Source organism: Pseudomonas sp. MONT-RG-20F-20-E-7-02 (genome assembly GCF_022662395.1).
Classification (GTDB): domain Bacteria; phylum Pseudomonadota; class Gammaproteobacteria; order Pseudomonadales; family Pseudomonadaceae; genus Aquipseudomonas.
On record NZ_JAKNQN010000003.1, the window covers coordinates 32,985 to 59,984 of the forward strand.

Genomic DNA, 27,000 nt, shown 5'->3' on the forward strand with positions numbered 1-27,000 from the left:
CGATGACAGTTGTACTGGATACACTCGTCGCCGTTCGGCGCACTGCAATGGACCTGCTCGCTCGACGCGAGCATGGTCGAGTCGAGCTGACGCGTAAACTGCGTCAGCGCGGCGCAGAGCCCGAGATGATCGAAACTGCCCTCGACCGTTTGACGGAAGAAGGGTTGCTTTCGGAAGCCCGTTACCTCGAAAGCTTTGTTTCCTATCGAGCGCGCTCCGGCTATGGCCCCGCGCGAATTCGCGAAGAGCTGAGCCAACGTGGCCTGCAACGCGCCGATATCGAGCTCGCCCTGCGTGAGTGCGGCATCAGTTGGCAGTCGCAGTTGGAAGACACCTGGCGCCGCAAGTTTGCCGGCCATCTGCCGATTGATGCCAGGGAGCGTGCGAAGCAAGGCCGCTTCCTGAGTTATCGGGGGTTTTCGATGGACATGATCAGCCGCCTATTAAGCGGCCGGGATATGGACGACTGAGCTTTCGAACTGCTGGAATTTAAAATCGAGCTGGCTTGTGTGGGAGCTGGCTTGCCTGCGATGCAGACACATCGGTTCTTCAGTTGAACCGCGGTGATGCCATCGCAGGCAAGCCAGCTCCCACAGTAAATCTACAGCGGATAGAGCTTGGTAAAACAAAAAGGCCCACTATGAAAATAGTGGGCCTTTTTTTTTGCCTAAAAAATCACGCCGTCTCAGGCGTCACTCGCTGCTGCGCCTTGCCCTGAGCGTGTGCCCAGTTTTCCGGCAAATTGATGTAGTCCACCAACTCCCGCAGCCGGCCCTGATCACGGCCATTGAAGTTGAACACCAGCCGCGTCAAATGGCTGAACTTCGGTTCATCATGTTCCTCGCCGGTATAGGCCTGCTGCTGGAACTCCCCACTCAGTCGCAGGCTGGCAAATTCGCTCTGCAAATGGGCGAGGGCACGCTCACTCAGCGGGTGGTTCATGCGCACCACAAACTCACGCTTCAACCAGCGTGTGGAATGGAAGTTGGCATAGAACTGGTTGATTTCATCCACGGCTTCTTCAGCGCTGTGCACCAGGCGAACCAATTTGAGGTCGGTGGGCAGGATATAGCGGTTGGCTTCCAGCTGGCTGCGGATAAAATCCAGGGCGCCCTGCCAGAAACCGCCGCCTGGTGCGTCCAGCAGTACCACCGGCACCAATGGGCTTTTGCCGGTCTGGATCAGTGTGAGTACTTCCAGCGCTTCATCCAGGGTACCGAAACCGCCAGGGCACAGTACCAGCGCATCAGCTTCCTTGACGAAGAACAGCTTGCGGGTAAAGAAGAAGTGGAAAGACAGCAAGTTCTCGGTGCCGTCGATGGTCGGGTTGGCGTGTTGTTCAAACGGCAGGGTAATGTTGAACCCCAGGCTGTGTTCCAGGCCTGCTCCCTCATGGGCGGCAGCCATGATGCCGCCACCGCCGCCGGTGATGACCATCAAGTCCGACTGCGCCAGCAATGCGCCGACTTCTCGGGCCAAGGCGTACAACGGGCTTTCTACCGGTGTACGCGCCGAGCCGAACACGGTCACCTTGCGGCGGCCCTTGAACTGTTCGAGCACGCGAAAAGTGTTGTCCAGTTCGCGGATGGCTTGCAGGGTGATTTTGGCGTTCCAGCGGTTGCGGTCGTCCTGGGCCATGCGCAGAACGGTGAGGATCATGTCGCGATAAAGGGGAATGTTCGGGCTGTTGGGAGCGATCAGCTGGAGTTGCGCGTCGACCTGCTGTGTGAGGTCGGTCCCGTGTTCTTCAAAATGCCGGAGCAGAGCGTCATTCGATTCGTAAGGCATTCAACTTCTCCTTCTTCACAGAACCTGGGCCATCGGCGAGAGATTCGTCCGGGCCGCGACACTGCGTGTGTCGCTGCATGCCAGAGGCTGTGCACGGTGTTCGCCAAGCGGCAAAGCGGGTTCTGTATGTTCCTTGTGATTTAGAAACCTTTGCACTGCAAGTCGCAGAAGGGCAACCCTCTTTTGCCCTGAAAATGTTACAGAACGGCGTGGAACACGCACGGGAAGGGTTACCGGGATGACTTGATCATGAGCCGAGAAACCCTTGGCTGGCAACCGGTTATTGGCCACACATCATGGAGTTTAGCTGTCGGCAGGCAACTGCAGCGGGGCAAGTGCGCGCCACTGGACAGCAGCGCGCGACGGTCGAGCAACGGTTACTTTTTCTTCTTGGCAGCCGCAGGTGCCGGGCAATCCGCTTCTACAAACTTGACCGAGGCCACGGGGCGGTTGGTCTTGTTCTCGGTAATGTCGTAGCGCATCACGGCGCCCTTGGCCATCAGCTCGCGGTAGCCCTTGTTCAGGCACACGCTTTGGCCCAGCTGGAAATACACGGCCTTGGGGTTGGCGCGCATCTGTTCGGCCCGATCAGGTTGCACACTGAGGTGGTCGATCAGTTGCATGCCTTCAACGGTGTAGGCCACTTCCAGGGTTTTTTCATCGATTTCCCGGGGCAGGTCTTTGTTGCTTTCAGCCGCGACGCTTTGCAGCTTCCTGTTCATTTGAGCCTCCAGCAGCGAGGCCGCGTGGGCGCTCATAGGCAGGACCAGCGCAAGGGCGACGGATGGGGCAACAAGGCGCAGCATGGAACGCAGCATGAAACTCTCCTGATTCGGTTACTGGTGCATAGACCAGCCACTGCGCTGTGCGTTCAGTGGCGCGTAATTATAGGGGAGCGCTTGCCACTACAGCCAGGCGTATCGCTCAGAAGTGCCAGTGGCTCTGTTAAACTGCCGCCACTTAAAGCCTGCCCCGAGTTTCCTCAGTGTCGATTTCTCCTCCTACGGCGTGTACCCGATGAGCCACGCCGTCTCCCGTTTGCGCACTCAGCGCCTGGCGCGGGCCGTGCGGCCTTTTCTCAACCGGGGTTCGCGCGCCGAACGCTGCCCCGGCTGCCGGGTGATTCCCGCGTACTGCCTGTGTGCCTGGCGCCCGCAGGTGCAGGCCCGCTCGGCCATGTGCCTGCTGATGCACGATGTCGAACCGATGAAACCCAGTAACACCGGCTGGCTGATCGCCGATGTCATCGACGACACCACCGCATTTGCCTGGTCGCGCACCGAGGTCGACCCCGAGCTGCTGACCTTGCTGGCCGAGCCGCAGTGGCAACCCTATATTGTATTCCCCGGCGAATTCGTCGCGCCCGAGCGGGTTGTCAGCGAGGTGAAGGTGGAGGAGGGCAAGCGCCCGCTGTTCATCCTGCTGGACGGTACGTGGAGCGAAGCGCGCAAGATGTTCCGCAAGAGTCCCTACCTGGAGCACTTGCCGGTGCTGAGCCTGGCGCCCGAGCAGTTGTCGCGCTACAAATTGCGCCGTTCCAAGCGCGATGACCATTTCTGCACCGCCGAAGTCGCGGCGCTGTGTCTGGAACTGGCGGATGATCAAGTTGCCAGCGAAGTGCTGGACGCTTACCTCGACGTATTCAGCACCCATTACTTGGCGGCCAAGTTCCTGCTGCCGCTGGACCCGACGGACAGCGTGCATACGCGTCTCTCGCCGCATATCCCGGCGGTATGACCAGACGACGTTTGCATGATGGCACCGTAAACCCGCAACCCGTTAAAATGCCCGCGGGCGTAGCGCTTGACCCCCCAGGCTACGCTGGGCATGCTGGGCGCCGATTGGGGCGTAACCGTGAATTTTCAGCGTCGTTGCAGGTGTTTTTGGCGTTGAGCGTGCCCTGTGGCGATGGCTGCCTGGCTGTTGCCTTGTGTACTGGCGAACCCCGAACCCATCGGGGCTGCCATAAAAAACAGGATCATTTAATCAATGGCCACATACGAAATCCTGATAGCCGATGACCACCCGCTGTTTCGCAGTGCGCTGCATCAGGCCGTAACCCTTGGTCTTGGTCCCGACGTGCGGCTGGTTGAAGTGGCCAGCATTGCCGAGCTGGAAGCCCGCCTCGGCGAAAAATCCGACTGGGACCTGGTGCTGCTCGACCTCAACATGCCGGGCGCCTACGGTTTTTCCGGGCTGGTGCTGTTGCGCGGGCAATACCCGCAAATCCCGGTGGTAATGGTCTCGGCCCAGGAAGAAGCTGACGTGGTGGTACGTTCCAAGGAGTTTGGCGCCAGCGGGTTCATTCCCAAGTCCAGCTCGATGGAAGCGATTCAGCTAGCCGTGCGCACCGTACTGGACGGCGATGTGTCCTGGCCGCCGCAAGCGTTTGAAGAAATCAATGTGTCTGACGAAGCCAAGGCCGCCCGTGATGGCCTCGCCAGCCTGACGCCCCAGCAGTTCCGCGTGCTGACCATGGTCTGCGAAGGCTTGCTGAACAAACAGATTGCCTACGAGCTGAGTGTGTCGGAAGCGACCATCAAGGCCCACGTGACGGCGATCTTCCGCAAGTTGGGCGTGCGTACGCGCACCCAGGCGGCGCTGCTCTTGCAACAACTTGAGTCAATTTCGCAGCATTAAGTTGTTACTGGTTCACGCTTTTTTGACTTTGCGTCATCTAGTTTCCCCACTCCTTTGGTTCAGTTGCCTACATCTATGTCGCCTTTCAAGGGTCAAACCGGTATCAAACGTATCTTCAACGCAGGGGGCTATTCCCTGGATGGCCTGCGCGCGGCTTTCACTGGCGAGGCGGCGTTCCGTCAACTGGTGTTGCTCAACGTCATCCTGATCCCGTTGAGTTTTTTCCTGCACGTGAGCCGGGTCGAACGCGCCTTGCTGATCGCGGTGTGTCTGCTGGCCTTGATCGTCGAGTTGCTCAACTCCGCAGTGGAAGCCGCCATCGACCGGATCTCGCTGGACCTGCACCCGCTGTCGAAAAACGCCAAGGACATGGGCAGCGCCGCGCAATTCGTGGCGCTGACCATGATCACCCTGGTGTGGGCCGTGATCCTGATCTAACGCTCAGGCGATGCTTGGCAGCACGATCTCGTCGCTGCGCTGCACCCCGGCGGTAAAGGCGCGGCACAGTTCCAGGAACTCGCGCATCGCCGAGGTCTGGTACTTCTGTTTATGCCAGATGAAGTAGAACTGCCGGGCCAGGTCCAGGTCCGGGGTTTCCACCGGCACCAGGCTGCCACGGCGGAACGCATCGCGCAGCGCCAGCCGGGAAATACAGCCAATCCCCAGCCCAGACTCCACCGCACGCTTGATCGCCTCGGTGTGTTCCAGCTCAAGGCGGATATTCAGCGCGCTGCGGTGATGCCGCATGGCCTGGTCAAAGGTCAGGCGTGTGCCGGAGCCTTGCTCACGCAGGATCCACGCTTCATGGGTCAACTCTTCCATGCTCGCCACGCCGCGTTTAGCCAAGTGATGTTGCGGTGCGCAAAACACCACCAGTTCGTCCTCCACCCAGGTTTGCACTTCGATGTCCGGGTGGCTGCAGTCGCCTTCGATTAGACCCAGGTCAATTTCGTAGTGCGCCACCTGATGCACGATATGCGCAGTGTTCTGCACATGCAGCTTCACCTGGCTTTCGGGGTGCTGCTGCATGAAGCTGCCGATCAGCAGGGTGGCGAGGTAATTGCCGATGGTCAGGGTGGCGCCGACGGCGAGCGAGCCGAAGCCGGACTTGCCGTTGAGCAGGTCTTCGATCTCCTTGGCCTGGTCCAGCAGCGCCACGGCCTGGGGTAACAGCTGATGGCCGAGGGCGTTGAGGCTCAGGCGTTTGCCCGCGCGGTCGAATAATTGGCAGCTGGATTGACGCTCCAGCTCGGTGATCGAGGTGCTGGCGGCGGATTGAGATAAGGCCAGAAGGCCAGCAGCGCGCGAGACGCTTTCCTGCTGGGCGACGGCGACGAAAACTTGCAGTTGACGGAGAGTAAATCGCATATCGATATAACCGATAACCCTTATCTTAATAATCCAGTTAACAGATATTGTCGCCGCCATTAGAATGCTGTGCAATTGCGCATCTCAATCTTGGCGCAGACCCATTTCCAGGAGTCCCCCGTACATGAGCAACATGAACCACGAGCGTGTCCTCAGTGTTCATCACTGGAACGACACTCTGTTCAGCTTCAAGTGCACCCGCGATCCGGGCCTGCGCTTCGAGAACGGTCAGTTCGTGATGATCGGCCTGCAACAGCCAAATGGCCGCCCGCTCATGCGCGCTTACTCCATTGCTAGCCCGAACTGGGAAGAGCATCTGGAGTTCTTCAGCATTAAGGTGCCCGATGGCCCGCTGACTTCCCAATTGCAGCATTTGAAGGAAGGCGACGAGATCATCATCAGCAAAAAACCGACGGGCACCCTGGTGCTTGACGATTTGAAGCCGGGCAAGCATTTGTACCTGCTCAGCACCGGTACTGGCCTGGCTCCATTCATGAGCGTGATCCAGGACCCGGAAACCTACGAGCGTTTCGAAAAAGTGATCCTGTGCCACGGCGTGCGTTACGTCAACGAAGTCGCCTACCGCGAATTCATCACCGAGCACCTGCCGCAGAACGAATTCTTCGGCGAGGCCCTGCGTGACAAGTTGATCTACTACCCGACCGTGACCCGTGAGCCGTTCGAAAACGAAGGCCGCCTGACCGACCTGATGCGCAGCGGCAAGCTGTTCAGCGACATCGGCCTGCCGCCGATCAACCCAGAAGACGACCGCGCCATGCTGTGCGGCAGCCCAAGCATGTTGGACGAAACCAGCGAAGTGCTGAACAGCTTCGGCCTGAAGGTTTCGCCGCGTATGCGTGAGCCGGGTGATTACTTGATCGAGCGTGCGTTCGTCGAGAAGTAAGCAGTCGATACAAAAAAATGTGGGAGCTGGCTTGTGTGGGAGCTGGCTTGCCTGCGATGCGGATACCTCGGTCGTTCAGTTGAACCGAGGTGACGCTATCGCAGGCAAGCCAGCTCCCACATAAGTCGCTCCCACATTTGGTTTGCGGTTTCAGTCAGTTGGAACCACTTCAAGCACGCAAATGACCCCAGCCTCGGGATAGTGCCAACGCACATCCACATCCCAGAACTGCACGCCGTATTCACGTTCCGGCCCAGGCGTCTGATACGCCGGCCGCGGATCCTGCGCCAAACATTGCTCGATCAACGCCACCAATGGCTCATCAAGGCGCTCAGCATGGCCTTGCGCCTGGAACAGCGCCGTCTTCAGCCACTGCACCGCAATCAGCTGCGGCGCGCTGCTGGCGATGTCGTTGGTGGCGGTGTCAATGATGTCGGCGTACGGCACATATGGCTTGATATCCAGCACGGGCGTGCCATCAAGCAGATCAATCCCGGAAATCCACAACCGCCCTGGCTCGACCTTGTCCAGCTTCACCACCGACTGGCCGATGCCGTTGGGCCGGTGCGTCGCGCGGGTGGCGAACACGCCCATGGACGTGTTACCGCCCAAACGTGGCGGTCGCACTTTCAGGCGCGGCTTGTCTTCCAGGGCCTGGTGGAACAGAAACAGCAACCACACATGGCTGACCTGCTCCAGGCCCTGCACCGCCTCACCTTGATCGAACGGCGCCACCAGTTCCAGCACGCCACGGGCGGCCGGTGCCAATTGTGGCTGGCGCGGGATGGCGAACTTCTCCTTGAAGCAGGAGCGCACAAAGCCGACGGGCGAGACGTTGTAACTCATGGCTTACGCACGAACCCGCAGGGTCAGGCCCTTGAGGAAGTTGCGCAGCAATTGGTCACCACAGGTGCGGTAGTTGGTGTGGCCGAATTTGCGGAACAGCGCGCTCAGCTCCGGCTTGGACACCGGAAACTCGGCGGCCTTGAGGATCGCGTGCATGTCGTCTTCCTTCAGCTCGAAGGCCACGCGCAGCTTCTTGAGGATGATGTTGTTGGTCACCGGCGTTTCGATCGGCTGCGGCGGACGGCTTTCGTCCTTGCCACGCTTGAAGATCACCAGGCCATCGAGGAAGTGCGCCATGACTTCGTCCGGGCAGAACACAAAGCCTTCTTCCTCATCTTTCTTGAGGTAAGTCAGCAGGTCTTCCTTGGTCACGTCCATGCCGCCGAGCTTGATGATCTCGACCATCTTGTTGTCGCTGATGTCGAGCATGTAGCGCACGCTGCGCAGTACGTCGTTGTGAATCATTGGGCAATCCTGGTATTCAACTGAGGGCACCGCGCAAATGTGCCGGTGCCGATAAAAAAGGGGAACGGCTTAGAACTTCTCTTTGCCGGACAGGTAGCGCCATTGGCCGACCGGCACTTTGCCGATGGACACGCCGCCGATGCGGATGCGCCGGATGGCGATGACTTTCAAGCCAACGGCCTCGCAGAACAGGGCGATCACGCCCGGTTGCGGGTTCTTCATCGCAAAGCGCAGACGGTTTTCGTTCTGCCAGCTGGCCTTCACGGCCGGCAGCTCTTTGCCTTTGTAGGTCAGGCCGTGGTTCAGGCGGTTGAGGCCGTGGGCAACCATTTCGCCTTCAACCTCAACCACGTATTCCTGCTCGATCTTGGCGGCATCGGCGGTTAACTTGCGCAGAATCTTCCAATCCTGGGTGAACACCAGCAGGCCGCTGGCCTTGGCTTGCAGGTCGGCACTGGCGGTCAGGCGCAGGAAGTGGCCTTTGAGCGGGCGTTTGCTGAAGCGGTGTTCTTCGGACAGGGTCTCGGCGCTGATCAAGGCCATTGCCGTTTCGGCATCCACACCCACCGGCGCGTGCAGCAGAATGGTCACTGGCTCCGGCGCAGTGGCTTTCGCCTCTGGGTCCAGCTCGACCTTCTGGGTGGTGACCTTGAACTGCGGTTCGTCGATCACTTCGCCGTCCACCGAGACCCAGCCGCCTTCAATAAACAGCTCAGCCTCCCGACGGGAGCAACCGACCAGTTCGATAAGGCGTTTGGAGAGGCGTATGGGGTCAGTCATGACAAGGGCCGTAGCAAAAGGGGGCAGCTATTGTACCTGCCTGGCGCCGGTTAATCCCGGCCCCATTTCAGCGCAGGGGCTTTTTGTGGGAGCTGGCTTGTGTGGGAGTCGGTCTTGTGTGGGAGCTGGCTTGCCTGCGATGGCATCACCTCGATTCCAAATGCACGACCGAGGTGTCTGCATCGCGGGCAAGCCCGACTCCCACACAAGCCAGCTCCCACATTTTATTCTGTGCTGGGTCAGCCTCTGCGCAGTTGCTGCTGGCGCAAACGCATGTGCAGCAATGGATACGGCTGGCCTAGCCCATCATGCTCCGCACGGCCGATCACCTCAAAGCCCTGCTTGAAGTAAAACCCCAGGGCCTGCGGGTTCTGTTCGTTGACGTCCAGGGTATCGGCGTTCATGTGTTCGATGGCATACCGCAGCAGTTGCCGGCCAAGGCCCTGGCCACGGTGTTGCGGGTCGATAAACAGCATCTCGACCTTGCCCGCGGCCACCCCGGCAAACCCGGTGATGCGTTGGCGCGCGTCCTTGGTACAAATCAGCATCACCGAGTCCAGGTAGCGCGTCAGCACCAGTTCCTTGAGCAGCACGATGTAGCTGTCCGGCAAGAAATCGTGGGTCGCCCGCACCGAGTCTTCCCAGAGCTGCGCCAAGTGCGCGAAGTCGCTGAGTTTGGGTGTATGGATAACCGAAAGCTGACGCATGCCCGCTGCTCCTTGACTGGATCTTCGCCAATGCGCAAACGATAGACCGAAAAAAGCCCCGCATCTTGTCCAGAAACGGGGCTTTTTAAGTTTTTACAGACTTAGTCGCGCTTTACGGCCCACAGGTCGTATTCGTCGGCGTCGGTCACGGTGCACCAGACCTTGTCGCCCGGCTTCAAACCGCTAGCGTCGTCGATAAACACGTTACCGTCGATTTCCGGCGCATCGAAGAAGCAGCGGCCTACGGCGCCTTGCTCGTCGACTTCGTCGATCAACACTTCGATTTCTTTGCCGATGCGCAGTTGCAGGCGCGCCGAGCTGATCGCCTGTTGGTGCGCCATGAAGCGCTCCCAACGGTCTTGCTTGACGTCGTCCGGCACGATGGCCGCGTCCAGCAGGTTGGCCGGCGCGCCTTCAACCGGCGAGTACTGGAAGCAACCGACGCGGTCCAGCTGCGCTTCGGTCAGCCAGTCCAGCAGGTACTGGAAGTCTTCTTCTGTTTCGCCAGGGAAGCCGACGATGAAGGTGGAGCGAATGATCAGTTCCGGGCAGATCTCGCGCCAGTTCTTGATGCGCGCCAGGGTCTTGTCTTCGAAGGCCGGGCGTTTCATCGCCTTAAGGATTTTCGGGCTGGCGTGCTGGAACGGGATGTCCAGGTACGGCAGGATCTTGCCGGCGGCCATCAACGGGATCAGCTCGTCCACGTGCGGGTACGGGTAAACGTAGTGCAGGCGCACCCACACGCCCAGGCTGCTGAGGGCTTCGCAGAGTTCGGTCATGCGGGTTTTCACCGGCGCGCCGTTCCAGAAACCGGTGCGGTATTTCACGTCGACGCCGTAGGCGCTGGTGTCCTGGGAGATCACCAACAGCTCTTTCACGCCGGATTTGACCAGGCGCTGGGCCTCGTCCAGCACATCACCGACCGGGCGGCTGACCAGCTTGCCGCGCATCGACGGGATGATGCAGAAGCTGCAGCTGTGGTTGCAGCCTTCGGAAATCTTCAGGTAGGCGTAGTGGCGCGGGGTCAGCTTGATGCCTTGCGGCGGCACCAGGTCGATCAGCGGGTTGTGGTCCTGACGCGGCGGCACCACGTCGTGCACGGCGTTGACCACCTGCTCGTACTGCTGCGGGCCAGTCACGGCCAGCACGCTTGGGTGCACGTTGCGGATATTGCCTTCTTCCACGCCCATGCAGCCGGTCACGATAACCTTGCCGTTTTCCTTGATGGCTTCGCCGATCACTTCCAGCGACTCCGCCTTGGCCGAGTCGATGAAGCCGCAGGTGTTGACCACCACCACGTCCGCGTCCTGATAAGTGGACACGACGTCATAGCCTTCCATACGCAGTTGCGTGAGGATGCGCTCGGAGTCGACCAGAGCCTTCGGGCAACCCAGGGATACAAAGCCGACCTTGGGGTTGGCTTTTGCGATGGTGGTGGACATGTCTAACCTCGGTATTGAATGGCGCCGCCAGTCGGGCACGACACGGCGGTAGACGGGCGCTTGGTGCGCCTCTGATCAAAAAGTGCGCAATTCTATCGATGGGCAACGCACTTGACCAGCTTTATGCAGGGAAATGCGACGAGTGCTGTGGTGACTGCTTCGCACAGACCTTACCAGGCTCTTAAGCCCGGACGTCTTGCTCGGCGCGGTGCGCTACAACTTTAGACATGCCCACACCTAAGGCCTGAAGCACTTTCAGGAGGGTAGAGAGCTTTGGGTCGCCGCCGACGGCGATGGACCTGTAGAGATTTGCCCTATTCAGCCCTGTGTTCTGCGACAAGCTGAGCATTCCGCCACGTGCTTCCGCTACGCGACGGATAGCGACGAGGAAGGCGTCCTCGCCACCCGCTTCATCGATTTCCTCAAGCGCGACAGACAGATATTCGAGGGCGAACGCTTCGTCGTCTCGAAGCATTTCTAGAACGCTGTCTTCATGAGAACGCGTATCAAGGGTCATTTATGCTGCACCTTGTAAGATTTCCAGAAAGCATTGCTGAGCCGGGCCGAAAATATACGATTGGCCGTAAATGTGATCAATGCAGGCAAAAAGGCTCCAAATTGCCTTTATCTCTGTTACTGACTGCATTACCTGAAGCACTTGAGCAGGGAAATGCGACGAGTGCTGCGCTATGCTTCGCGCCGTTGCACATGGGTAAAACCCTTGGGTCAATAAAACGTCTGTTACGAGAAGTAAAACAGCGCATGCTACGGTCAGCTTAGGCGCGTTGTTTATAAAAGACCTCAGGTCAAAGGGCAGGAGTGGTTGATGGGTCAGGCAAATAGTCAGGCAGCAGGTGCCGAGCATTCCAATGCAAAGCCGATTGGCATGCTGGTGGCGGCAGTCGGGGTGGTTTACGGCGATATCGGTACCAGCCCGCTCTATACCCTTAAAGAAGTGTTTACTGGTGGTTACGGGGTTCAGGTCAACCATGATGGTGTGCTGGGGATCCTGGCGCTGATCTTCTGGTCGCTGATCTGGGTGGTGTCGATCAAATACATGCTGTTCGTGCTGCGCGCCGACAACCAAGGCGAAGGCGGCATCATGGCGCTGACGGCGTTGGCGCGACGAGCGGCCGGGGAGCGCAAGAAGTTGCGCAGTTTCCTGGTGGTGTGTGGCTTGTGCGGCGCGGCACTGTTCTACGGCGACAGCATGATCACCCCGGCGATTTCGGTGTTGTCGGCGATTGAAGGCCTGGAGTTGGCGTTCGATGGCCTCGACAAATGGGTCGTGCCGATCGCACTGGTGGTACTGGTGGCGCTGTTCCTGATCCAGAAGCACGGCACCGACCGCATCGGCAAGCTGTTCGGGCCAGTGATGGTGACGTGGTTCCTGGTGCTCGGCGGCCTCGGTGTGTATGGCATCACCCTGCACCCTGAAGTGCTCAGCGCATTGAATCCGATGTGGGGCGTGCGTTTCTTCGAGGCGCACCCTGGTATTGGTGTGGCGATCCTCGGTGCGGTGGTGCTGGCATTGACCGGCGCCGAGGCGTTGTACGCCGACATGGGCCACTTCGGCCGCAAGCCCATCGCTCGCGCCTGGTTCATTCTGGTGCTGCCCGCGCTGGTGCTGAACTATTTCGGCCAGGGCGCCATGCTTTTAGGCGATCCGGAAGCCGCGCGTAACCCGTTCTACCTGCTGGCCCCGAGCTGGGCGCTGATCCCGCTGGTGGTATTGTCCACCCTGGCCACGGTGATTGCCTCCCAGGCGGTGATTTCGGGGGCGTTCTCGTTGACGCGCCAGGCGATCCAGCTGGGTTATATCCCGCGCATGCACATTCAGCACACCTCCAGCGCCGAACAGGGCCAGATCTACATCGGCGCGGTGAATTGGTCGCTGATGGTCGGCGTGATCCTGCTGGTGATCGGCTTCGAGTCCTCCAATGCGCTGGCGTCCGCGTACGGCGTAGCGGTGACCGGCACCATGCTGATGACCACCATCCTGGTGTCGGCGGTGATGCTGCTGTTGTGGAAATGGCCGCCGATACTCGCCGTGCCGGTCCTGGTTTGCTGCCTGTTGGTGGACGGTCTGTACTTTGCGGCCAACGTGCCGAAGATCATTCAGGGCGGCGCCTTCCCGGTATTGGCGGGGATCGTGCTGTTTGTGCTGATGACCACCTGGAAGCGCGGCAAGCAATTGCTGGTGGACCGCCTCGACGAAGGCGGCCTGCCATTGCCGATCTTTATCAGCAGTATCCGCGTGCAGCCGCCCCATCGCGTGCAGGGCACCGCGGTGTTCCTGACCGCGCGGCCCGACGCCGTGCCCCACGCGCTGTTGCACAACCTGCTGCATAACCAGGTGTTGCATGAGCAGGTGGTGATGCTGACGGTGGTCTACGAAGATATCCCGCGCGTGCCGGCGTCGCGGCGCTTCGAGGTGGACGCCTATGGCGAAGGCTTCTTCCGCGTGATCCTGCACTTCGGGTTTACCGATGAGCCGGACGTGCCCGAAGCGCTGAAGCTGTGCCATCTGGACGACCTGGATTTCAGCCCGATGCGCACCACCTACTTCCTCAGCCGCGAAACGGTGATCGCCTCGCGCATCAAGGGCATGGCCCGTTGGCGCGAAAGTTTGTTTGCCTTCATGTTGAAGAATGCCAACGGCAACCTGCGCTTCTTCAAACTCCCGGTAAACCGAGTGATCGAGCTGGGCACCCAGGTCGAAATGTAAGCTGCTGCGACACGGGAGCCGGCAATCGGCTCCCGTTTTCCGTCTGAACCCTGTGCAAGCTACCGTTGTCGACTAGGCTCTAAGCACTGTTTGAATAGTGCCCACAGAACCCAGAAGAGGTGCGCCATGAGTCAGCTGCTCGAACCCTACACCCTCCGTCAATTGACCCTGCTCAACCGCATTGCCGTGTCGCCGATGTGCCAGTATTCATCCGACGATGGCCTGGCCAATGACTGGCACTTGGTGCACCTCGGCAGCCGCGCGGTGGGCGGCGCCGGGCTGATTTTTACTGAAGCCACCGCCGTGACCGCCGATGGCCGCATCACCGCCCAGGACCTGGGCCTGTGGAACGACGCACAGATCGAACCGCTGCAGCGCATTACGCGTTTTATCGCCGCCCAAGGCGCGGTGGCGGGCATCCAATTGGCGCATGCCGGGCGCAAGGCCAGCACCCATCGGCCGTGGATCGGCAAGCACGGCAGCGTCAAGCCGGAAGATGGCGGCTGGGTGCCGGTGGGCCCATCGCCCATCGCCTTTGACCCCAATCACACCCAGCCCAAGCCGCTGGACGAAGGCCAGATCCAGCAGGTGATCGCCGACTTTGTCGCCGCCGCCAAGCGCGCCCTGACCGCCGGTTTTGAAGTGGTGGAAATCCACGCCGCCCACGGTTACCTGCTGCATCAATTCCTCTCGCCCATCAGCAATCAGCGCCAGGACCACTACGGTGGCTCGTTTGAAAACCGCATTCGCCTGGTGCTCGAAGTGACCCAGGCCGTGCGCGAAGTCTGGCCCCAGGAGCTGCCGCTGTTCGTGCGGGTGTCGGCCACCGATTGGGTCGAAGACGGCTGGAACCCGGATGAAACCGTGGAACTGGCGCGCCGCCTGAAAGACTTGGGCGTCGACCTGATCGACGTGTCCTCAGGTGGCACCGCCGCCAATGCCGAGATCCCCACCGGCCCCGGTTACCAGACACGCTTTGCCGAGCGTGTGCGCAAAGAGTCAGGCATCGCCACCGGCACCGTGGGCATGATTACCGAGCCGGCCCAGGCCGAGCACATCCTGCGCACGTGCCAGGCGGATATCATCTTCCTCGCCCGTGAGCTGTTGCGTGACCCTTACTGGCCGCTGCACGCCGACGATGACCTGGGCGGGCGCAAGGCGATCTGGCCAGCGCAGTACCAACGGGCGACTCATCGGGATCAGCCGATCCATGAGTCTGATCTGAGGGATTGATCCTGCGTGTGAACCCTCGAAGCCCACCCTGACCCGGTGGGTTTTTTGTTGCTCGCGTTTAACGCAATACAAACCTTAAGTGACACAGGCGCACGCGCCGCATGACATTTACCGCCATCGGTTGCTGCGTACGAAATGTCTGTAGGTCTTTGTTACCGAAGTGTTTTTTTAAGTTAATACTCTAAAAAAATCCCACACGTGAGCAGATTGTTTCTACGCTTAGGGTAAGTCTGATTTCCGGCCCAGAGAGTCAGGCTGTTGGTTCCGCGAAGGTCTTGCGCCTCACGGAAGGCAGGCGATGGGCACCAGGAGTCTTAGATCGATATCAGGAGAAGCAGTCCATGGCCAAATCCTATGGTGTTGCGGGTGCGGTGGTGAGTTTTCTGACCCGCAGGATGTCTTTGCGTGGCAGCCGGTTGAGTTCGGACGAGGCCGAATTGCTGGCGCAGTATCGCGCCCTGACCGAAAGCGATCAGGTGGCGATGCGGTACTTGATTGGGGCGATGAAAAGCGTGTCGCGGTTCTGAGCCGATCGTTCCCACGCTCCGCGTGGGAACGCATCCCGTGACGCTGCGCGTCATCTCGCGCAGTCTTCAAATGTTGCGGGAGTGGCGGGACGCGGAGCGTCCCAGGCGGTATTCCCACGCAGAGCGTGGGAACGATCAGACGGCTGAGATCAGGTGTACTTACGCGCCTCTGGCGCAGGCGGGAAGTACTGGTACAGCCAGGTTTCACTCAAGGTGCGGTCCTGGGTACGGATAAACAAGCGCAGTTCTACCGGCTCCACGCTGTCGCTGGTCGGGTACCAGTCGAACAGAATGCGATAGCCCTTGATGTTGTCGAGCACCAGCACGCTGAAATCTTTGACTTCACCGTGGGAGCAGGTCACCACCGGTTCGATGCCGGTGCCGGCGGGCAGGCGATCGAGGCCGCCGCCTTTGAAGTCCACGGCAAACCGACGGGCCCACACTTCGGGGTAATGCTCGCCCGGTGCCCAGCCTTCGGTGAAACCACCCATGCCGGAACGGGTGGCGTCGACTTGCGCCAACGGCGTGCTCACGGGCGGCAAAGCGCTCCAGTACAGCTTGTAGCCATAGTTGAGCGAATCGCCGGCAGCCACGGGCTTTTTCGGGGTCCAGAAGGCCACGATGTTGTCGAGGGTTTCGCCGGTGGTCGGGATTTCCAGCAGGTCGATCGAGCCTTCGCCCCAGGCCGTCGTCGGTTCCACCCACAGGCTCGGGCGCTTGCTGTACCAGTCCACGGTGTCCTGGTAGCTGGCGAACTCATGGTCGGTCTGCACCAGGCCGAAGCCTTTCGGGTCGGTGTCGGCGAACGCGTTGAATTGCAGCTTGGCCGGGTTGTTCAGCGGGCGGCAGATCCACTCGCCGTTGCCGCGCCACATCGCCAGGCGATCCGAGTCGTGGATTTGTGGGTGGATGGTGTCGCACATGCGGCGCTCGTGGGTGCCGCAGCTGAACATGCTGGTCATCGGCGCGATGCCCAGTTGCTCGATGGTGGTGCGCGCGTTGATATTCGCGTCGATGGCCATCACCACCTGATTGGCTTGGCAATCGATGTCAAAGCGGTAGGCGCCGGTGGCGCTTGGCGAGTCGAGCAGGGCGTAGACCACAAAGCGCGTGGCGTCCTTGGCCGGGGTTTCGAACCAGAACTGGGTGAAATCGGGGAACTCCTCGCGCTTTTTCGCGTAGGTATCAATCGCCAGGCCGCGTGCGGACAGGCCGTACTGGCCGGTGGAATCTACCGCGCGGAAGTAGCTGGCGCCGAGAAATGACAGCACGTCATGGCGATCCAGCTCCGGCGCCTTGAACAGCTTGAAGCCGGAGAAACCCAAGTCGCCGGTCAGTTGCTTGGTGTCGACCGTGGTCTTTTCATAGTTGAACAGCGACGGGCGGAAATGCACCTCGCGCGCCTCGCGGGTCTTGGGGTCGACGCTGTGCATGCGCACCGGCGTCTTGAACCCCATGCCGACGTGGAAGAACTGCACGTCGAGCTGGCCGTTCAATTCCTTCCACAACGAATGGTTGCCGTCGTAGCCGATGGCATTGAAATTCTGCGGCGTCATGGTCGCCAGGGTCGGCGGTAGCACCTGCTTGGTGTCTTTGTACGCAGTGCCGGCGAGCTGCTTGGCCTGGGCTTTCAGCGATTCAAAATCAAACGCCACGGCCTTGCCATCGGCGGCACGGTTGCCGGCCCAGGCCTGCGCAGCGAGCAGGCCGCTGGCCGATAAACCGGTGTAAGCCGCAATGGCCATGGACGCTTTGAGCAAATTCCTGCGGTGCATAGAGACAACCTGTCGTGAGCAAATCCCGCGCCTTTCCTGGCACGTAGCGGATCAGAAATAACGGTTCGGACATGCCTTCGGCCAAACGCAACGGACTATAAACAGACGCCGGATAGCTTAAGCGGTTCGGTGACGTAGGAAAATTGATTGATAGCGGCGTGATCGCGTCGCATGTGAAACAAGACGTTTCCAGGATTGGCCGGCTACGTTACAACTCGAAGCACTCTAGACATGGGCTTTTTGGCACTAAGTTTTACGCTGGGGGCCTATTGTTCCTACGAACCCAAGTGCCTGGAGGCTGCGAATGAATACCCGTGGATTGCTCGATCAGTTGCTCAAATCTGGCCAGGACATGCTGCAGAACAAGGCGGGTGGCCAGCCTAAGTCAGGCGACAAGGGCGCCCTCGGCGGGCTGCTCGGCAGTGGCGGCCTTGGCAGCCTGCTCGGTGGTGCAGGTGGCGGCGCCCTGGCAGCGGGTGCCATGGGCTTGCTGCTGGGGAATAAGAAGGCGCGCAAATTCGGCGGCAAGGCCCTGACTTATGGCGGCTTGGCGGCGTTGGGCGTGATTGCCTACAAGGCGTACGGCAATTGGCAGGCGCAACAGGCCAACGCGCCCCAGGGTGAACCGCAGACTATCGATCGGCTGCCACCGGCCCAGGTCGAGCAGCACAGCCAGGGCATTCTTAAAGCGCTGGTCGCGGCAGCCAAGGCTGACGGGCATGTGGACGAGCGCGAACGCGCGCTGATCGAAGGCGAGTTCACCAAGCTGGACAATGACCGCGAGCTGCAAAGCTGGCTGCACGCCGAACTCAACAAACCCCTGGACCCGGCCGATGTGGCGCGCGCGGCAGGCACCCCGGAAATGGCCGCCGAGATGTACATCGCCAGCGTGATGCTGGTGGACGAAGAGAATTTTATGGAAAAGGCCTATCTGGATGAGTTGGCGCGCCAGCTGAAACTGGAACCCGGCTTAAAGGCCGAGCTGGAAAAACAGGTGCGACTTAACGCATAAACACGAGCTGTACACACATCCAAGTGTGGGAGGGGGCTTGCCCCCGATAGCGGTGTATCAGTCAGCTTATCGCTAGCTGACTCACTGCTATCGGGGGCAAGCCCTCTCCCACCTTTATTTGCATTCTGTGCACGCTACATCAAAACCCATTGATAAATGAGGCCATAGGCTCAGCTATACTCCCCTCCATTTGAATGGCCCTTCGAGGAAATACTGTGAAGAACTGGACCTTGCGCCAACGGATTTTGGCGAGCTTTGCGGTCATTATCGCGATCATGCTGTTAATGGTTGTGGTCTCTTATTCACGGTTGCTGAAAATCGAGGTCAGCGAGACGGCTGTCCGTGATGATGCGGTGCCGGGGGTTTACCTCAGCTCGATGATCCGCAGCGCCTGGGTCGACAGTTACCTGCAAACCCTGGAATTGCTCGGTCTGCGTGACGACAAGGGCCTGACCGACGCCGACAAGGCCGACTTCAAATCCTTCGAAGGGCGCATCCTGACGCAGATGGCCAACTACCAGGCAACCATCAACGGTCGCGATGACCAAGCCGAGTTCGACAAATTCGAAGGCATGCACCAGGCCTATAACAAGAGCCTGACCACCGTGCTCGACGCCCTGCAGCGCAATGACCTGGCCGCCGCGCGCAAGGAGTTCACCACCCACCTGACGCCCGCCTGGACGGCAGGGCGCATGAAGCTCAACGACATCATTACCGAGAACAAAGACGTCGCCGACCGTGCAACCACGGCGATTGATGACGCGGTGTCGGCGGCAAAAGTCAGCATGTTCGTGTCGCTGGCCCTGGCCATCCTTGCCGCCGGCCTGTGTGGCCTGCTGCTGATGCGCGCCATCATGGCGCCGATGCAGCGCATCGTGGCGATCCTCGGCACCATGCGTGACGGCGACCTGAGCAAGCGTTTGAACCTGGAGCGCAAGGACGAATTCGGCGCCGTCGAAACCGGCTTCAACGACATGATGACCGAGCTGACCGCCCTGGTGTCCCAGGCCCAGCGTTCGTCGGTGCAGGTGACCACCTCGGTCACCGAGATTGCCGCCACCTCCAAGCAGCAGCAGGCCACCGCCACCGAAACTGCCGCCACCACCACCGAGATCGGCGCCACCTCTCGCGAGATCGCGGCAACCTCCAAGGACCTGGTGCGCACCATGACCGAAGTGTCCACCGCCGCCGACCAGGCGTCGGTCGCCGCCGGTTCCGGCCAGCAAGGCCTGGCGCGCATGGAAGAAACCATGCACTCGGTGATGGGCGCCGCTGACTTGGTCAACGCCAAGCTTGCGATCCTCAACGAGAAGGCCGGCAACATCAACCAAGTGGTGGTGACCATCGTCAAGGTCGCCGACCAGACCAACCTGTTGTCGCTTAATGCCGCCATCGAGGCCGAGAAGGCCGGTGAATACGGGCGCGGGTTTGCCGTGGTCGCCACTGAAGTACGGCGCCTGGCCGACCAGACTGCCGTGGCCACCTACGACATCGAGCAAATGGTGCGCGAGATCCAGTCCGCGGTATCGGCAGGCGTGATGGGCATGGACAAGTTCTCCGAAGAAGTACGCCGTGGCATGTTCGAAGTGCAGCAAGTCGGCGAGCAGTTGTCGCAGATCATCCATCAGGTGCAAGCCCTGGCGCCACGGGTGTTGATGGTCAACGAAGGCATGCAGGCCCAGGCCACCGGTGCCGAGCAGATCAACCACGCACTGGTGCAACTGGGTGATGCCAGCAGCCAGACCGTGGAATCCCTGCGCCAGGCCAGCTTTGCCATCGATGAACTGAGCCAGGTTGCGGTCGGTCTGCGCAGCGGCGTGTCGCGTTTCAAAGTCTGATGAGCGACCTCGCGGCTAAACGCGGCGCCGTCCCGGCAGCGAAAAAGGCGTTGTTCCTGGTGTTCCACATCGGCGGCGAGCGCTTTGCCCTCAAGGCGACGGAAGTCGCCGAGGTGCTGCCGCGCCTGCCGCTCAAACCCATCGCCCATGCACCCGTTTGGGTGGCTGGGATCTTTGCCCACCGTGGCGCGCTGGTGCCGGTGATCGACCTGTGTGCGCTGACGTTCGGCACCCCGGCCCAGGCGCGCACCAGCACGCGGCTGGTATTGGTCAACTACCAGCCGCAGCCGTGGGTTGAAGCGCGCTGGCTGGGCCTCATCCTCGAACAAGCCACCGACACCCTGCGGTGCGGCCTTGAGGAATTCCAGCCCTGTGGGCTGGACAACCGCGAGGCGCCTTACCTGGGGCCGGTGCGTGAAGATGCCCTGGGCTTGATGCAGTGGATTGGCGTCAACGAGCTGCTCACCGAACCGGTGCGCACCTTGCTGTTTTCTGCCGAGCTGAGCGTATGAGCAACGACCCGCGCTTCTTTGCCTTCTTAAAGGAACGCATTGGCCTGGACGTCGCCTCGGTGGGCGAGGCGATTATCGAGCGCGCGGTGCGCCAGCGCAGCCAGGTCACGCAGGCGCAGACGCCGCAGGCTTACTGGCAGCACCTGATGAACTCCGACGATGAGCAGAAAGCGCTGATCGAAGCGGTGATCGTCCCCGAGACCTGGTTTTTTCGTTACCCCGAATCCTTTGCGACCCTGGCGCGCCTGGCCAAGGCGCGTCTGGACGAGATCAAGCAGATGCGCGCGCTGCGTATTCTGAGCCTGCCGTGTTCGACCGGCGAAGAGCCTTACTCGATCGCCATGGCCTTGCTCGATGCGGGCCTGGCGCCGCACCAGTTCAAGGTGCAGGGCATGGACGTCAGCCCGCTGTCGGTAGAGCGCGCCAAGCGCGGGGTGTATGGCAAGAATTCGTTTCGCGGCGGCGATATCGAATTCCGTGAGCGCCATTTCACCGAAGAGCCGGACGGTTATCGCATCGCCGACCGGGTGCGCGAACAAGTGCGCCTGAACGTCGGCAACCTGCTCGACCCGGGCTTGCTGGCGAATGAGCCGACCTACGACTTCGTGTTCTGCCGCAACTTGCTGATCTACTTTGACCAGCCGACCCAGAAGCAAGTCTTTGACGTGCTCAAGGGCTTGACCCACGTCGACGGTGTGCTGTTTATCGGCCCGGCCGAAGGCAGCCTGCTGGGGCGCCATGGCATGCGCTCGATTGGCGTGCCGCAATCCTTTGCCTTCAGCCGGCATGTCGAGCCGGTCAAGCCCGAGCCGGTGTTCGTGCCGATGCCCTCGCCCGCGCCGCAGCGCAGTGCGGCGCCGATTGCGCCCAAACCACGTCCGTTCAGCACCGTGAGTGCTCACCTAGTACCGATCAAGGCGCCGATCAAGGCGTCGATCAAGGCGCCGCACACCGACGCCGGCGACTTGCTCAGCCGCATCGCCACGCTGGCCAACGAAGGCAAAAGTGCCGAGGCCCGCGCCGCCTGCGAACAGTATTTGAGTAACCACCCGCCGGCGGCCCAGGTGTTTTACTGGCTGGGCCTGCTCAGTGATGTGGCCGGCAGTGCCCTGGAAGCCCAGGGCTATTATCGAAAAGCCTTGTACCTGGAACCGCAGCACCCGCAGGCCTTGATGCACCTGGCCGCGTTGCTCGAGTCCCAGGGCGACAGTGCGGGGGCGCGCCGCTTGCAAGCGCGAGCCGCGCGTAGCCAGCGAGCTGACAGTGAGTCCAAACCATGAGTAGCACCGACGCGCTCGACACTGCAGGCCTGGACCTGACCCTGGCCGACACCCAAGCCATCGACGACTGCTGGAACCGCATCGGCATCCACGGCGACAAATCCTGCCCGTTGCTGGCGGAGCATATTCATTGCCGCAACTGCTCGGTGTACTCCGCCGCCGCCACGCGTTTGCTCGACCGCTATGCCTTGCAGCAGAACGACCGGCGTCCGCAGGCGGCCACGGAGGTCGACAGCGATGTCGTCACGCGCTCGCTGTTGATGTTCCGGCTCGGCGAAGAATGGCTGGGTATCGCCACCCGTTGCCTGGTGGAAGTGGCGCCGCTGCAACCGATTCACTCACTGCCGCACCAACGCTCGCGGGCGTTGCTCGGCGTGGCCAATGTGCGCGGCGCCTTGGTGGCGTGCCTGTCGTTGGTCGAGCTGTTGGGGCTGGACGCGACCAGCAACGCCCCCAGCGGCGGGCGCGTGATGCCGCGCATGCTGATCATCGCCGCGCAGGATGGCCCGGTCGTGGTGCCGGTGGATGAAGTCGACGGTATCCATGCCATTGATGAGCGCACCTTGAGCGCCGCATCGGCCTCCGGCACCCAGGCCAGCGCGCGCTTCACCCAGGGCGTATTGCAGTGGAAAGGCCGCAGCCTGCGCTGGCTGGATGAGGCGCAATTGTTGTCCGCCGTGACCCGGAGCCTCACATGACCCCCGACCAGATGCGCGATGCCTCGCTGCTGGAACTGTTCAGCCTGGAAGCCGACGCGCAGACCCAAGTGCTGAGCGCCGGTTTGCTGGCCCTGGAACGCAACCCGACCCAGGCCGACCAGCTGGAAGCCTGCATGCGCGCCGCGCATTCGCTCAAGGGCGCGGCGCGGATTGTCGGGGTGGACGCCGGGGTCAGCGTGGCCCACGTCATGGAGGATTGCCTGGTCAGCGCCCAGGAAAGCCGCCTGTACCTGCAACCCGAACACATCGACGCCTTGCTGCAAGGCACCGACCTGCTGATGCGCATCGCCACGCCGGGCAATGACGTCGGCCCGGCGGACATCGAAGGCTATGTGGCACTGATGGAGCGCCTGCTTGATCCGTCGCAGCTGACGGCCAACGTCGCGCCGCCGTCAACGCCAGCGCCAGCGCCAGCGCCAGCGCCACCGCCGGTGCCTGTTCCGGCGCCAGTCGTCGAAGCGCTGCCGCTGGAGCCCGAGCCCGCGCCGCCGGTCACCAGCGAACTGCCGCGCCAGAATAAACGCATGACCGAAGGCGGCGAGCGTGTGTTGCGCGTGACCGCCGAGCGCTTGAACAGCCTGCTCGACCTGTCGAGTAAGTCCCTGGTGGAAACCCAGCGGCTCAAGCCTTATCTGGCGAGCATGCAGCGCCTCAAGCGTATTCAAAGCCACAGCGCACGCGCCTTGGACACCTTGGACGGCCAGCTCAAGACCCTGGATTTGAACCTTGAAGCCCAGGAAGCCTTGGCCGACACACGCCGCCTGTTAAGCGAAGCCCAGGCGCTGCTGGCGGAAAAAACCGCTGAGCTGGATGAGTTCGGCTGGCAGGCCGGGCAGCGCGCCCAGGTGCTGTACGACACTGCGCTGGCGTGCCGCATGCGCCCGTTTGCCGATGTGCTCGCCGGGCAGGTGCGCATGGTGCGTGACCTGGGCCGCAGCCTCGGCAAACAAGTGCGCCTGGAGATCGAAGGCGAGAAGACGCAAGTCGACCGCGACGTGCTGGAAAAACTTGAGGCACCGCTTACGCATTTATTGCGCAATGCGGTCGACCACGGCATCGAAATGCCCGAGCAGCGCCTGCTGGCGGGTAAGCCGGCGGAAGGCCTGATCCGCCTGCGCGCGTCGCACCAGGCGGGTTTGCTCGTGCTGGAGTTGAGCGACGACGGTAATGGTGTTGACCTGGAGCGCCTGCGCGGCACCATCGTCGACCGGCACCTGTCGCCGCTGGAAACTGCCCTGCGCCTGAGTGAAGAGGAACTGCTGACGTTCCTGTTCCTGCCGGGTTTCAGCCTGCGCGACAAGGTCACCGAAGTGTCCGGGCGCGGCGTCGGCCTGGACGCGGTGCAACATATGGTTCGCCAACTGCGCGGCGCGGTGGTGCTGGAGCAGACGGCGGGACAGGGCAGCCGCTTCCATCTGGAGGTGCCGCTGACGCTGTCGGTGGTGCGCAGCCTGGTGGTGGAAGTCGGCGAAGAAGCCTACGCGTTCCCGCTGGCGCACATCGAACGCATGTGCGACCTGGCGCCGGACGACATTGTGCAACTGGAAGGCCGCCAGCATTTCTGGCACGAAGGTCGCCACGTCGGCCTGGTCGCGGCCAGCCAGTTGCTGCAGCGCCCGGCCGGGCAGAGCAACGAAGAAACCTTGAAAGTGGTGGTGATCCGCGAGCGTGATGCGATCTATGGCATTGCGGTGGAGCGCTTCGTCGGCGAGCGCACCTTGGTGGTGTTGCCGCTGGATGATCGCCTGGGCAAGGTCCAGGACATTTCTGCCGGTGCGTTGCTGGATGACGGCTCGGTGGTGTTGATCGTCGACGTTGAAGACATGCTGCGTTCGGTCGACAAGCTGCTCAATACCGGCCGCCTGGAACGCATCGCCCGGCGCAGCCAGCAGGCCACCGAAGCGCCGCGCAAACGCGTGCTGGTGGTGGATGATTCGCTCACCGTGCGTGAGCTGCAACGCAAATTGTTACTTAATCGCGGTTATGAAGTGGCCGTCGCAGTCGATGGCATGGACGGTTGGAACGCGTTGCGCTCCGAAGACTTCGACCTGCTCATCACTGACATTGATATGCCTCGTATGGACGGTATTGAATTGGTCACACTCTTGCGTCGTGATAGTCGCCTGCAATCGTTGCCGGTGATGGTGGTGTCGTACAAGGATCGCGAAGAAGACCGGCGTCGTGGACTGGACGCCGGCGCCGACTACTATTTAGCTAAAGCCAGTTTCCATGACGATGCCCTGCTGGACGCCGTGGTGGAACTGATTGGAGGCGCACGGGCATGAGGATTGCGATCGTCAATGACATGCCCCTGGCCGTCGAGGCCTTGCGCCGCGCCTTGAGTTTTGAACCCGCGCACGAAGTGGTATGGGTGGCCAGCAATGGCCTGGAAGCCGTGCAGCACTGCGCCGAAGTGACGCCGGACCTGATTCTGATGGACCTGATCATGCCGGTGATGGACGGCGTGGAAGCCACGCGGCGGATCATGGCCGAGACGCCGTGCCCGATCGTGATCGTCACCGTAGACCGCCAGGCCAATGTCAGTCGCGTGTTCGAAGCCATGGGCCATGGCGCCCTCGACGTGGTGGACACGCCGGCGCTGGGCGTCGGCAACGCCAAGGACGCGGCGGCGCCGTTGCTGCGCAAAATCCTCAATATTGGCTGGCTGGTTGGCCAGCGCGGCAGCCGCGTACGCACCGAAACCGCGCCCCAGCGCAGTACCGGCAAGCGCCAGAGCCTGGTGGCGATTGGTTCCTCGGCTGGCGGGCCGGCTGCCCTGGAAAGCCTGCTCAAGGGTTTGCCACGGGACTTTCCCGCGGCCATCGTGCTGGTGCAGCATGTGGACCAGGTGTTCGCCGCCGGCATGGCCGAGTGGCTGAGCAGCGCTTCCGGCCTGCCGGTGCGCCTGGCGCGCGAGGGCGAGCCGCCACAAAGTGGCGTGGTCCTGCTGGCCGGCACCAACCACCACATTCGCCTGTTGAAAAATGGCACGCTAGCCTATACCGCAGAGCCGGTGAACGAGATTTACCGGCCGTCCATCGACGTGTTTTTTGAAAGCGTCGCCAGCCATTGGAACGGCGACGCCGTCGGCGTATTGCTGACCGGCATGGGGCGCGACGGCGCCCAGGGGCTCAAATTGCTGCGTGAACAAGGATATTTGACCATCGCCCAGGACCAGCAGAGTTCGGCGGTGTATGGCATGCCCAAAGCGGCGGCGGCCATTGATGCCGCTGTTGAAATTCGCCCACTGGACAGAATTGCGCCCCGATTGCTGGAGGTCTTTGCAAAATGATCAAACCCTCCGCAGTGCCGGCTTGCAGGACAGTAATTCAGGTGACTGCACATGAATGATCTACAGATCGACGACATCAAGACCGACGAAAATGCCGCCATGGTGTTGCTGGTCGACGACCAGGCCATGATCGGCGAAGCCGTGCGGCGTGGCCTGGCCCATGAAGAAAACATCGATTTCCACTTTTGCGCCGACCCGCATCAGGCGATTGCCCAGGCGATTCGTATCAAACCCACGGTGATCCTGCAGGACTTGGTCATGCCGGGCCTCGACGGCCTGACGCTGGTGCGCGAATACCGTAATCATCCGGCCACGGCGAATATCCCGATCATCGTGCTTTCCACCAAGGAAGACCCGCTGATCAAGAGCGCGGCGTTTGCGGCCGGGGCCAATGATTACCTGGTCAAGCTGCCGGACAACATCGAGCTGGTGGCGCGCATTCGTTATCACTCGCGCTCCTACATGACCCTGTTGCAGCGGGATGCGGCGTATCGCGCATTGCGCGTCAGCCAGCAGCAACTGCTCGACACCAACCTGGTGCTGCAACGCTTGATGAACTCCGACGGCCTGACCGGGCTGTCCAACCGCCGCCACTTCGACGAATACCTGGAACTGGAATGGCGGCGCGCCATGCGTGACCAGACTCAGTTGTCGCTATTGATGATCGATGTGGACTTCTTCAAGACCTACAACGACAGTTTCGGCCATGTCGAGGGCGATGAAGCCCTGCGCAAGGTCGCGGCGGCAATCCGCGAAGCCAGCAGTCGTCCTTCGGACTTGCCGGCGCGTTACGGCGGTGAAGAGTTTGCCCTGGTGTTGCCGAACACTTCGCCGGGCGGCGCACGCCTGGTGGCGGAAAAGCTGCGCATGGCGGTTGAGGCGTTGAAGATTCCGCATATTGCACCGGCCGAGGGCGCGAGCCTGACGATCAGCATTGGGCTGTCGACCATGACGCCGGTGCAGAGCACGGACTGTCGGCAACTGATCATGGCGGCGGATAAAGGGCTGTACACGGCCAAGCATAATGGGCGCAATCAGGTCGGTATCGAATAATTCCAACGACGCTGATCCCCTGTGGGAGCTGGCTTGCCTGCGATAGCGGCCTGTCAGTTACCACCTCCGTCTCTGATACACCGCCATCGCA

The 27,000-nt window shown here is 61.2% G+C and carries 26 protein-coding genes; 16 read left to right on the forward strand and 10 right to left on the reverse strand.

Translation table 11 applies throughout. From position 1 onward, the window contains the following. Window positions 1–2 precede the first annotated feature (2 nt). Window positions 3–470, forward strand: coding sequence for a recombination regulator RecX (recX, locus tag L8I05_RS09185; RefSeq protein ID WP_242168481.1), 468 nt, complete (start codon window positions 3–5; stop codon window positions 468–470). 205 nt (window positions 471–675) lie between these two features. Here the strand turns inward: recX and L8I05_RS09190 are convergent, their stop codons facing one another. Together L8I05_RS09190 and L8I05_RS09195 are read right to left on the reverse strand one after the other, a co-directional pair. Further along, a complete protein-coding gene (locus L8I05_RS09190) occupies window positions 676–1,788 on the reverse strand; it encodes a TIGR00730 family Rossman fold protein (RefSeq protein ID WP_242168482.1) in 1,113 nt (370 codons plus the stop codon). A 377-nt stretch (window positions 1,789–2,165) separates the two neighbouring features. Continuing rightward, a complete protein-coding gene (locus L8I05_RS09195) occupies window positions 2,166–2,606 on the reverse strand; it encodes a PA3611 family quorum-sensing-regulated virulence factor (protein WP_159954600.1) in 441 nt (146 codons plus the stop codon). A 199-nt stretch (window positions 2,607–2,805) separates the two neighbouring features. Between L8I05_RS09195 and L8I05_RS09200 the strand changes: the two genes are divergently transcribed. The 3 genes from L8I05_RS09200 to L8I05_RS09210 all read left to right on the forward strand — a co-directional run bounded on the left by L8I05_RS09200 (window position 2,806) and on the right by L8I05_RS09210 (window position 4,866). Next, complete coding sequence (locus tag L8I05_RS09200; protein WP_242168484.1) at window positions 2,806–3,525, forward strand: tRNA-uridine aminocarboxypropyltransferase; 720 nt, start codon at window positions 2,806–2,808, stop codon at window positions 3,523–3,525. Window positions 3,526–3,777: 252 nt separating this feature from the next. Further along, window positions 3,778–4,428 (forward strand): response regulator transcription factor ErdR, encoded by a 651-nt coding sequence (gene erdR / locus L8I05_RS09205; RefSeq protein WP_242168486.1) that lies wholly within the window; start codon window positions 3,778–3,780, stop codon window positions 4,426–4,428. A gap of 75 nt (window positions 4,429–4,503) precedes the next feature. Further along, window positions 4,504–4,866, forward strand: a complete 363-nt coding sequence (locus tag L8I05_RS09210; RefSeq protein WP_094949927.1) for a diacylglycerol kinase — start codon at window positions 4,504–4,506, stop codon at window positions 4,864–4,866. 3 nt (window positions 4,867–4,869) lie between these two features. On the opposite strand, the gene L8I05_RS09215 is transcribed toward L8I05_RS09210, so the two are convergent. Beyond that, window positions 4,870–5,796 (reverse strand): LysR family transcriptional regulator, encoded by a 927-nt coding sequence (locus L8I05_RS09215; RefSeq protein WP_057012105.1) that lies wholly within the window; start codon window positions 5,794–5,796, stop codon window positions 4,870–4,872. Window positions 5,797–5,920: 124 nt separating this feature from the next. Between L8I05_RS09215 and fpr the strand changes: the two genes are divergently transcribed. Continuing rightward, entirely contained in the window at window positions 5,921–6,700 is a 780-nt protein-coding gene (fpr, locus tag L8I05_RS09220) for a ferredoxin-NADP reductase (RefSeq protein WP_003189055.1), read from the forward strand. A 150-nt stretch (window positions 6,701–6,850) separates the two neighbouring features. On the opposite strand, the gene tsaA is transcribed toward fpr, so the two are convergent. The 6 genes from tsaA to L8I05_RS09250 form a co-directional block, all read right to left on the reverse strand. Next, window positions 6,851–7,546: a tRNA (N6-threonylcarbamoyladenosine(37)-N6)-methyltransferase TrmO gene (gene tsaA, locus L8I05_RS09225; RefSeq protein ID WP_242168489.1), complete on the reverse strand. Its 696-nt coding sequence runs from the start codon at window positions 7,544–7,546 to the stop codon at window positions 6,851–6,853. Between the two features lie 3 nt (window positions 7,547–7,549). Continuing rightward, a complete protein-coding gene (locus L8I05_RS09230) occupies window positions 7,550–8,011 on the reverse strand; it encodes a DUF1456 family protein (RefSeq protein ID WP_005785469.1) in 462 nt (153 codons plus the stop codon). A gap of 69 nt (window positions 8,012–8,080) precedes the next feature. Beyond that, complete coding sequence (locus L8I05_RS09235) at window positions 8,081–8,791, reverse strand: rRNA pseudouridine synthase (RefSeq protein WP_242168491.1); 711 nt, start codon at window positions 8,789–8,791, stop codon at window positions 8,081–8,083. Between the two features lie 239 nt (window positions 8,792–9,030). Continuing rightward, window positions 9,031–9,498 carry a GNAT family N-acetyltransferase gene (locus L8I05_RS09240; RefSeq protein ID WP_159954605.1) on the reverse strand — a complete coding sequence of 156 codons (468 nt, stop codon included), beginning with the start codon at window positions 9,496–9,498 and terminating at the stop codon, window positions 9,031–9,033. A 101-nt stretch (window positions 9,499–9,599) separates the two neighbouring features. Further along, on the reverse strand, window positions 9,600–10,928 hold the full coding sequence (gene rimO, locus L8I05_RS09245) for a 30S ribosomal protein S12 methylthiotransferase RimO (RefSeq protein WP_174245668.1): 1,329 nt from the start codon (window positions 10,926–10,928) through the stop codon (window positions 9,600–9,602). A 193-nt stretch (window positions 10,929–11,121) separates the two neighbouring features. Further along, entirely contained in the window at window positions 11,122–11,457 is a 336-nt protein-coding gene (locus tag L8I05_RS09250) for an addiction module antidote protein (RefSeq protein WP_242168493.1), read from the reverse strand. A gap of 309 nt (window positions 11,458–11,766) precedes the next feature. Between L8I05_RS09250 and L8I05_RS09255 the strand changes: the two genes are divergently transcribed. The 3 genes from L8I05_RS09255 to L8I05_RS09265 all read left to right on the forward strand — a co-directional run bounded on the left by L8I05_RS09255 (window position 11,767) and on the right by L8I05_RS09265 (window position 15,428). Beyond that, window positions 11,767–13,668 (forward strand): potassium transporter Kup, encoded by a 1,902-nt coding sequence (locus tag L8I05_RS09255; RefSeq protein WP_242168496.1) that lies wholly within the window; start codon window positions 11,767–11,769, stop codon window positions 13,666–13,668. Between the two features lie 126 nt (window positions 13,669–13,794). Further along, window positions 13,795–14,901: an NADH:flavin oxidoreductase/NADH oxidase gene (locus L8I05_RS09260; protein WP_177016296.1), complete on the forward strand. Its 1,107-nt coding sequence runs from the start codon at window positions 13,795–13,797 to the stop codon at window positions 14,899–14,901. A 341-nt stretch (window positions 14,902–15,242) separates the two neighbouring features. Next, window positions 15,243–15,428, forward strand: coding sequence for a hypothetical protein (locus L8I05_RS09265; protein WP_242168498.1), 186 nt, complete (start codon window positions 15,243–15,245; stop codon window positions 15,426–15,428). Window positions 15,429–15,577: 149 nt separating this feature from the next. On the opposite strand, the gene L8I05_RS09270 is transcribed toward L8I05_RS09265, so the two are convergent. Continuing rightward, entirely contained in the window at window positions 15,578–17,203 is a 1,626-nt protein-coding gene (locus L8I05_RS09270; protein ID WP_242168500.1) for a glucan biosynthesis protein D, read from the reverse strand. 304 nt (window positions 17,204–17,507) lie between these two features. Between L8I05_RS09270 and L8I05_RS09275 the strand changes: the two genes are divergently transcribed. The 8 genes from L8I05_RS09275 to L8I05_RS09310 all read left to right on the forward strand — a co-directional run bounded on the left by L8I05_RS09275 (window position 17,508) and on the right by L8I05_RS09310 (window position 26,909). Continuing rightward, complete coding sequence (locus tag L8I05_RS09275) at window positions 17,508–18,215, forward strand: tellurite resistance TerB family protein (RefSeq protein WP_242168502.1); 708 nt, start codon at window positions 17,508–17,510, stop codon at window positions 18,213–18,215. 215 nt (window positions 18,216–18,430) lie between these two features. Then, window positions 18,431–20,053 (forward strand): methyl-accepting chemotaxis protein, encoded by a 1,623-nt coding sequence (locus L8I05_RS09280; RefSeq protein ID WP_242168504.1) that lies wholly within the window; start codon window positions 18,431–18,433, stop codon window positions 20,051–20,053. Continuing rightward, on the forward strand, window positions 20,053–20,565 hold the full coding sequence (locus L8I05_RS09285; RefSeq protein ID WP_242168506.1) for a chemotaxis protein CheW: 513 nt from the start codon (window positions 20,053–20,055) through the stop codon (window positions 20,563–20,565). Before L8I05_RS09280 ends, L8I05_RS09285 begins: the two co-directional genes overlap by 1 nt. Further along, window positions 20,562–21,845 carry a protein-glutamate O-methyltransferase CheR gene (locus L8I05_RS09290; RefSeq protein ID WP_242168508.1) on the forward strand — a complete coding sequence of 428 codons (1,284 nt, stop codon included), beginning with the start codon at window positions 20,562–20,564 and terminating at the stop codon, window positions 21,843–21,845. The genes L8I05_RS09285 and L8I05_RS09290 overlap by 4 nt, the downstream gene beginning before the upstream one ends. Continuing rightward, entirely contained in the window at window positions 21,842–22,543 is a 702-nt protein-coding gene (locus L8I05_RS09295; protein WP_159954616.1) for a chemotaxis protein CheW, read from the forward strand. Before L8I05_RS09290 ends, L8I05_RS09295 begins: the two co-directional genes overlap by 4 nt. Then, on the forward strand, window positions 22,540–24,849 hold the full coding sequence (locus L8I05_RS09300) for a hybrid sensor histidine kinase/response regulator (protein ID WP_242168510.1): 2,310 nt from the start codon (window positions 22,540–22,542) through the stop codon (window positions 24,847–24,849). The genes L8I05_RS09295 and L8I05_RS09300 overlap by 4 nt, the downstream gene beginning before the upstream one ends. Then, window positions 24,846–25,856: a chemotaxis response regulator protein-glutamate methylesterase gene (locus tag L8I05_RS09305; RefSeq protein ID WP_242168512.1), complete on the forward strand. Its 1,011-nt coding sequence runs from the start codon at window positions 24,846–24,848 to the stop codon at window positions 25,854–25,856. The genes L8I05_RS09300 and L8I05_RS09305 overlap by 4 nt, the downstream gene beginning before the upstream one ends. A gap of 51 nt (window positions 25,857–25,907) precedes the next feature. Beyond that, complete coding sequence (locus tag L8I05_RS09310) at window positions 25,908–26,909, forward strand: PleD family two-component system response regulator (protein ID WP_159954619.1); 1,002 nt, start codon at window positions 25,908–25,910, stop codon at window positions 26,907–26,909. Window positions 26,910–27,000 lie beyond the last annotated feature (91 nt).

What these genes read in the sequence shown, in the direction of transcription:
- L8I05_RS09215 (WP_057012105.1), bottom strand. Translation starts at nt 5,796, where the DNA reads ATGCGATTTACTCTCCGTCAACTGCAAGTTTTCGTCGCCGTCGCCCAG.
- L8I05_RS09250 (WP_242168493.1), bottom strand. Translation starts at nt 11,457, where the DNA reads ATGACCCTTGATACGCGTTCTCATGAAGACAGCGTTCTAGAAATGCTT.
- L8I05_RS09190 (WP_242168482.1), bottom strand. Translation starts at nt 1,788, where the DNA reads ATGCCTTACGAATCGAATGACGCTCTGCTCCGGCATTTTGAAGAACAC.
- L8I05_RS09265 (WP_242168498.1), top strand. Translation starts at nt 15,243, where the DNA reads ATGGCCAAATCCTATGGTGTTGCGGGTGCGGTGGTGAGTTTTCTGACC.
- L8I05_RS09305 (WP_242168512.1), top strand. Translation starts at nt 24,846, where the DNA reads ATGAGGATTGCGATCGTCAATGACATGCCCCTGGCCGTCGAGGCCTTG.
- L8I05_RS09235 (WP_242168491.1), bottom strand. Translation starts at nt 8,791, where the DNA reads ATGACTGACCCCATACGCCTCTCCAAACGCCTTATCGAACTGGTCGGT.
- L8I05_RS09295 (WP_159954616.1), top strand. Translation starts at nt 21,842, where the DNA reads ATGAGTAGCACCGACGCGCTCGACACTGCAGGCCTGGACCTGACCCTG.
- L8I05_RS09300 (WP_242168510.1), top strand. Translation starts at nt 22,540, where the DNA reads ATGACCCCCGACCAGATGCGCGATGCCTCGCTGCTGGAACTGTTCAGC.
- tsaA (WP_242168489.1), bottom strand. Translation starts at nt 7,546, where the DNA reads ATGAGTTACAACGTCTCGCCCGTCGGCTTTGTGCGCTCCTGCTTCAAG.
- L8I05_RS09275 (WP_242168502.1), top strand. Translation starts at nt 17,508, where the DNA reads ATGAATACCCGTGGATTGCTCGATCAGTTGCTCAAATCTGGCCAGGAC.
- L8I05_RS09255 (WP_242168496.1), top strand. Translation starts at nt 11,767, where the DNA reads ATGGGTCAGGCAAATAGTCAGGCAGCAGGTGCCGAGCATTCCAATGCA.
- L8I05_RS09240 (WP_159954605.1), bottom strand. Translation starts at nt 9,498, where the DNA reads ATGCGTCAGCTTTCGGTTATCCATACACCCAAACTCAGCGACTTCGCG.
- L8I05_RS09210 (WP_094949927.1), top strand. Translation starts at nt 4,504, where the DNA reads ATGTCGCCTTTCAAGGGTCAAACCGGTATCAAACGTATCTTCAACGCA.
- recX (WP_242168481.1), top strand. Translation starts at nt 3, where the DNA reads ATGACAGTTGTACTGGATACACTCGTCGCCGTTCGGCGCACTGCAATG.
- L8I05_RS09285 (WP_242168506.1), top strand. Translation starts at nt 20,053, where the DNA reads ATGAGCGACCTCGCGGCTAAACGCGGCGCCGTCCCGGCAGCGAAAAAG.
- L8I05_RS09195 (WP_159954600.1), bottom strand. Translation starts at nt 2,606, where the DNA reads ATGCTGCGTTCCATGCTGCGCCTTGTTGCCCCATCCGTCGCCCTTGCG.
- L8I05_RS09230 (WP_005785469.1), bottom strand. Translation starts at nt 8,011, where the DNA reads ATGATTCACAACGACGTACTGCGCAGCGTGCGCTACATGCTCGACATC.
- L8I05_RS09310 (WP_159954619.1), top strand. Translation starts at nt 25,908, where the DNA reads ATGAATGATCTACAGATCGACGACATCAAGACCGACGAAAATGCCGCC.
- L8I05_RS09270 (WP_242168500.1), bottom strand. Translation starts at nt 17,203, where the DNA reads ATGCACCGCAGGAATTTGCTCAAAGCGTCCATGGCCATTGCGGCTTAC.
- fpr (WP_003189055.1), top strand. Translation starts at nt 5,921, where the DNA reads ATGAGCAACATGAACCACGAGCGTGTCCTCAGTGTTCATCACTGGAAC.
- erdR (WP_242168486.1), top strand. Translation starts at nt 3,778, where the DNA reads ATGGCCACATACGAAATCCTGATAGCCGATGACCACCCGCTGTTTCGC.
- L8I05_RS09200 (WP_242168484.1), top strand. Translation starts at nt 2,806, where the DNA reads ATGAGCCACGCCGTCTCCCGTTTGCGCACTCAGCGCCTGGCGCGGGCC.
- L8I05_RS09260 (WP_177016296.1), top strand. Translation starts at nt 13,795, where the DNA reads ATGAGTCAGCTGCTCGAACCCTACACCCTCCGTCAATTGACCCTGCTC.
- L8I05_RS09290 (WP_242168508.1), top strand. Translation starts at nt 20,562, where the DNA reads ATGAGCAACGACCCGCGCTTCTTTGCCTTCTTAAAGGAACGCATTGGC.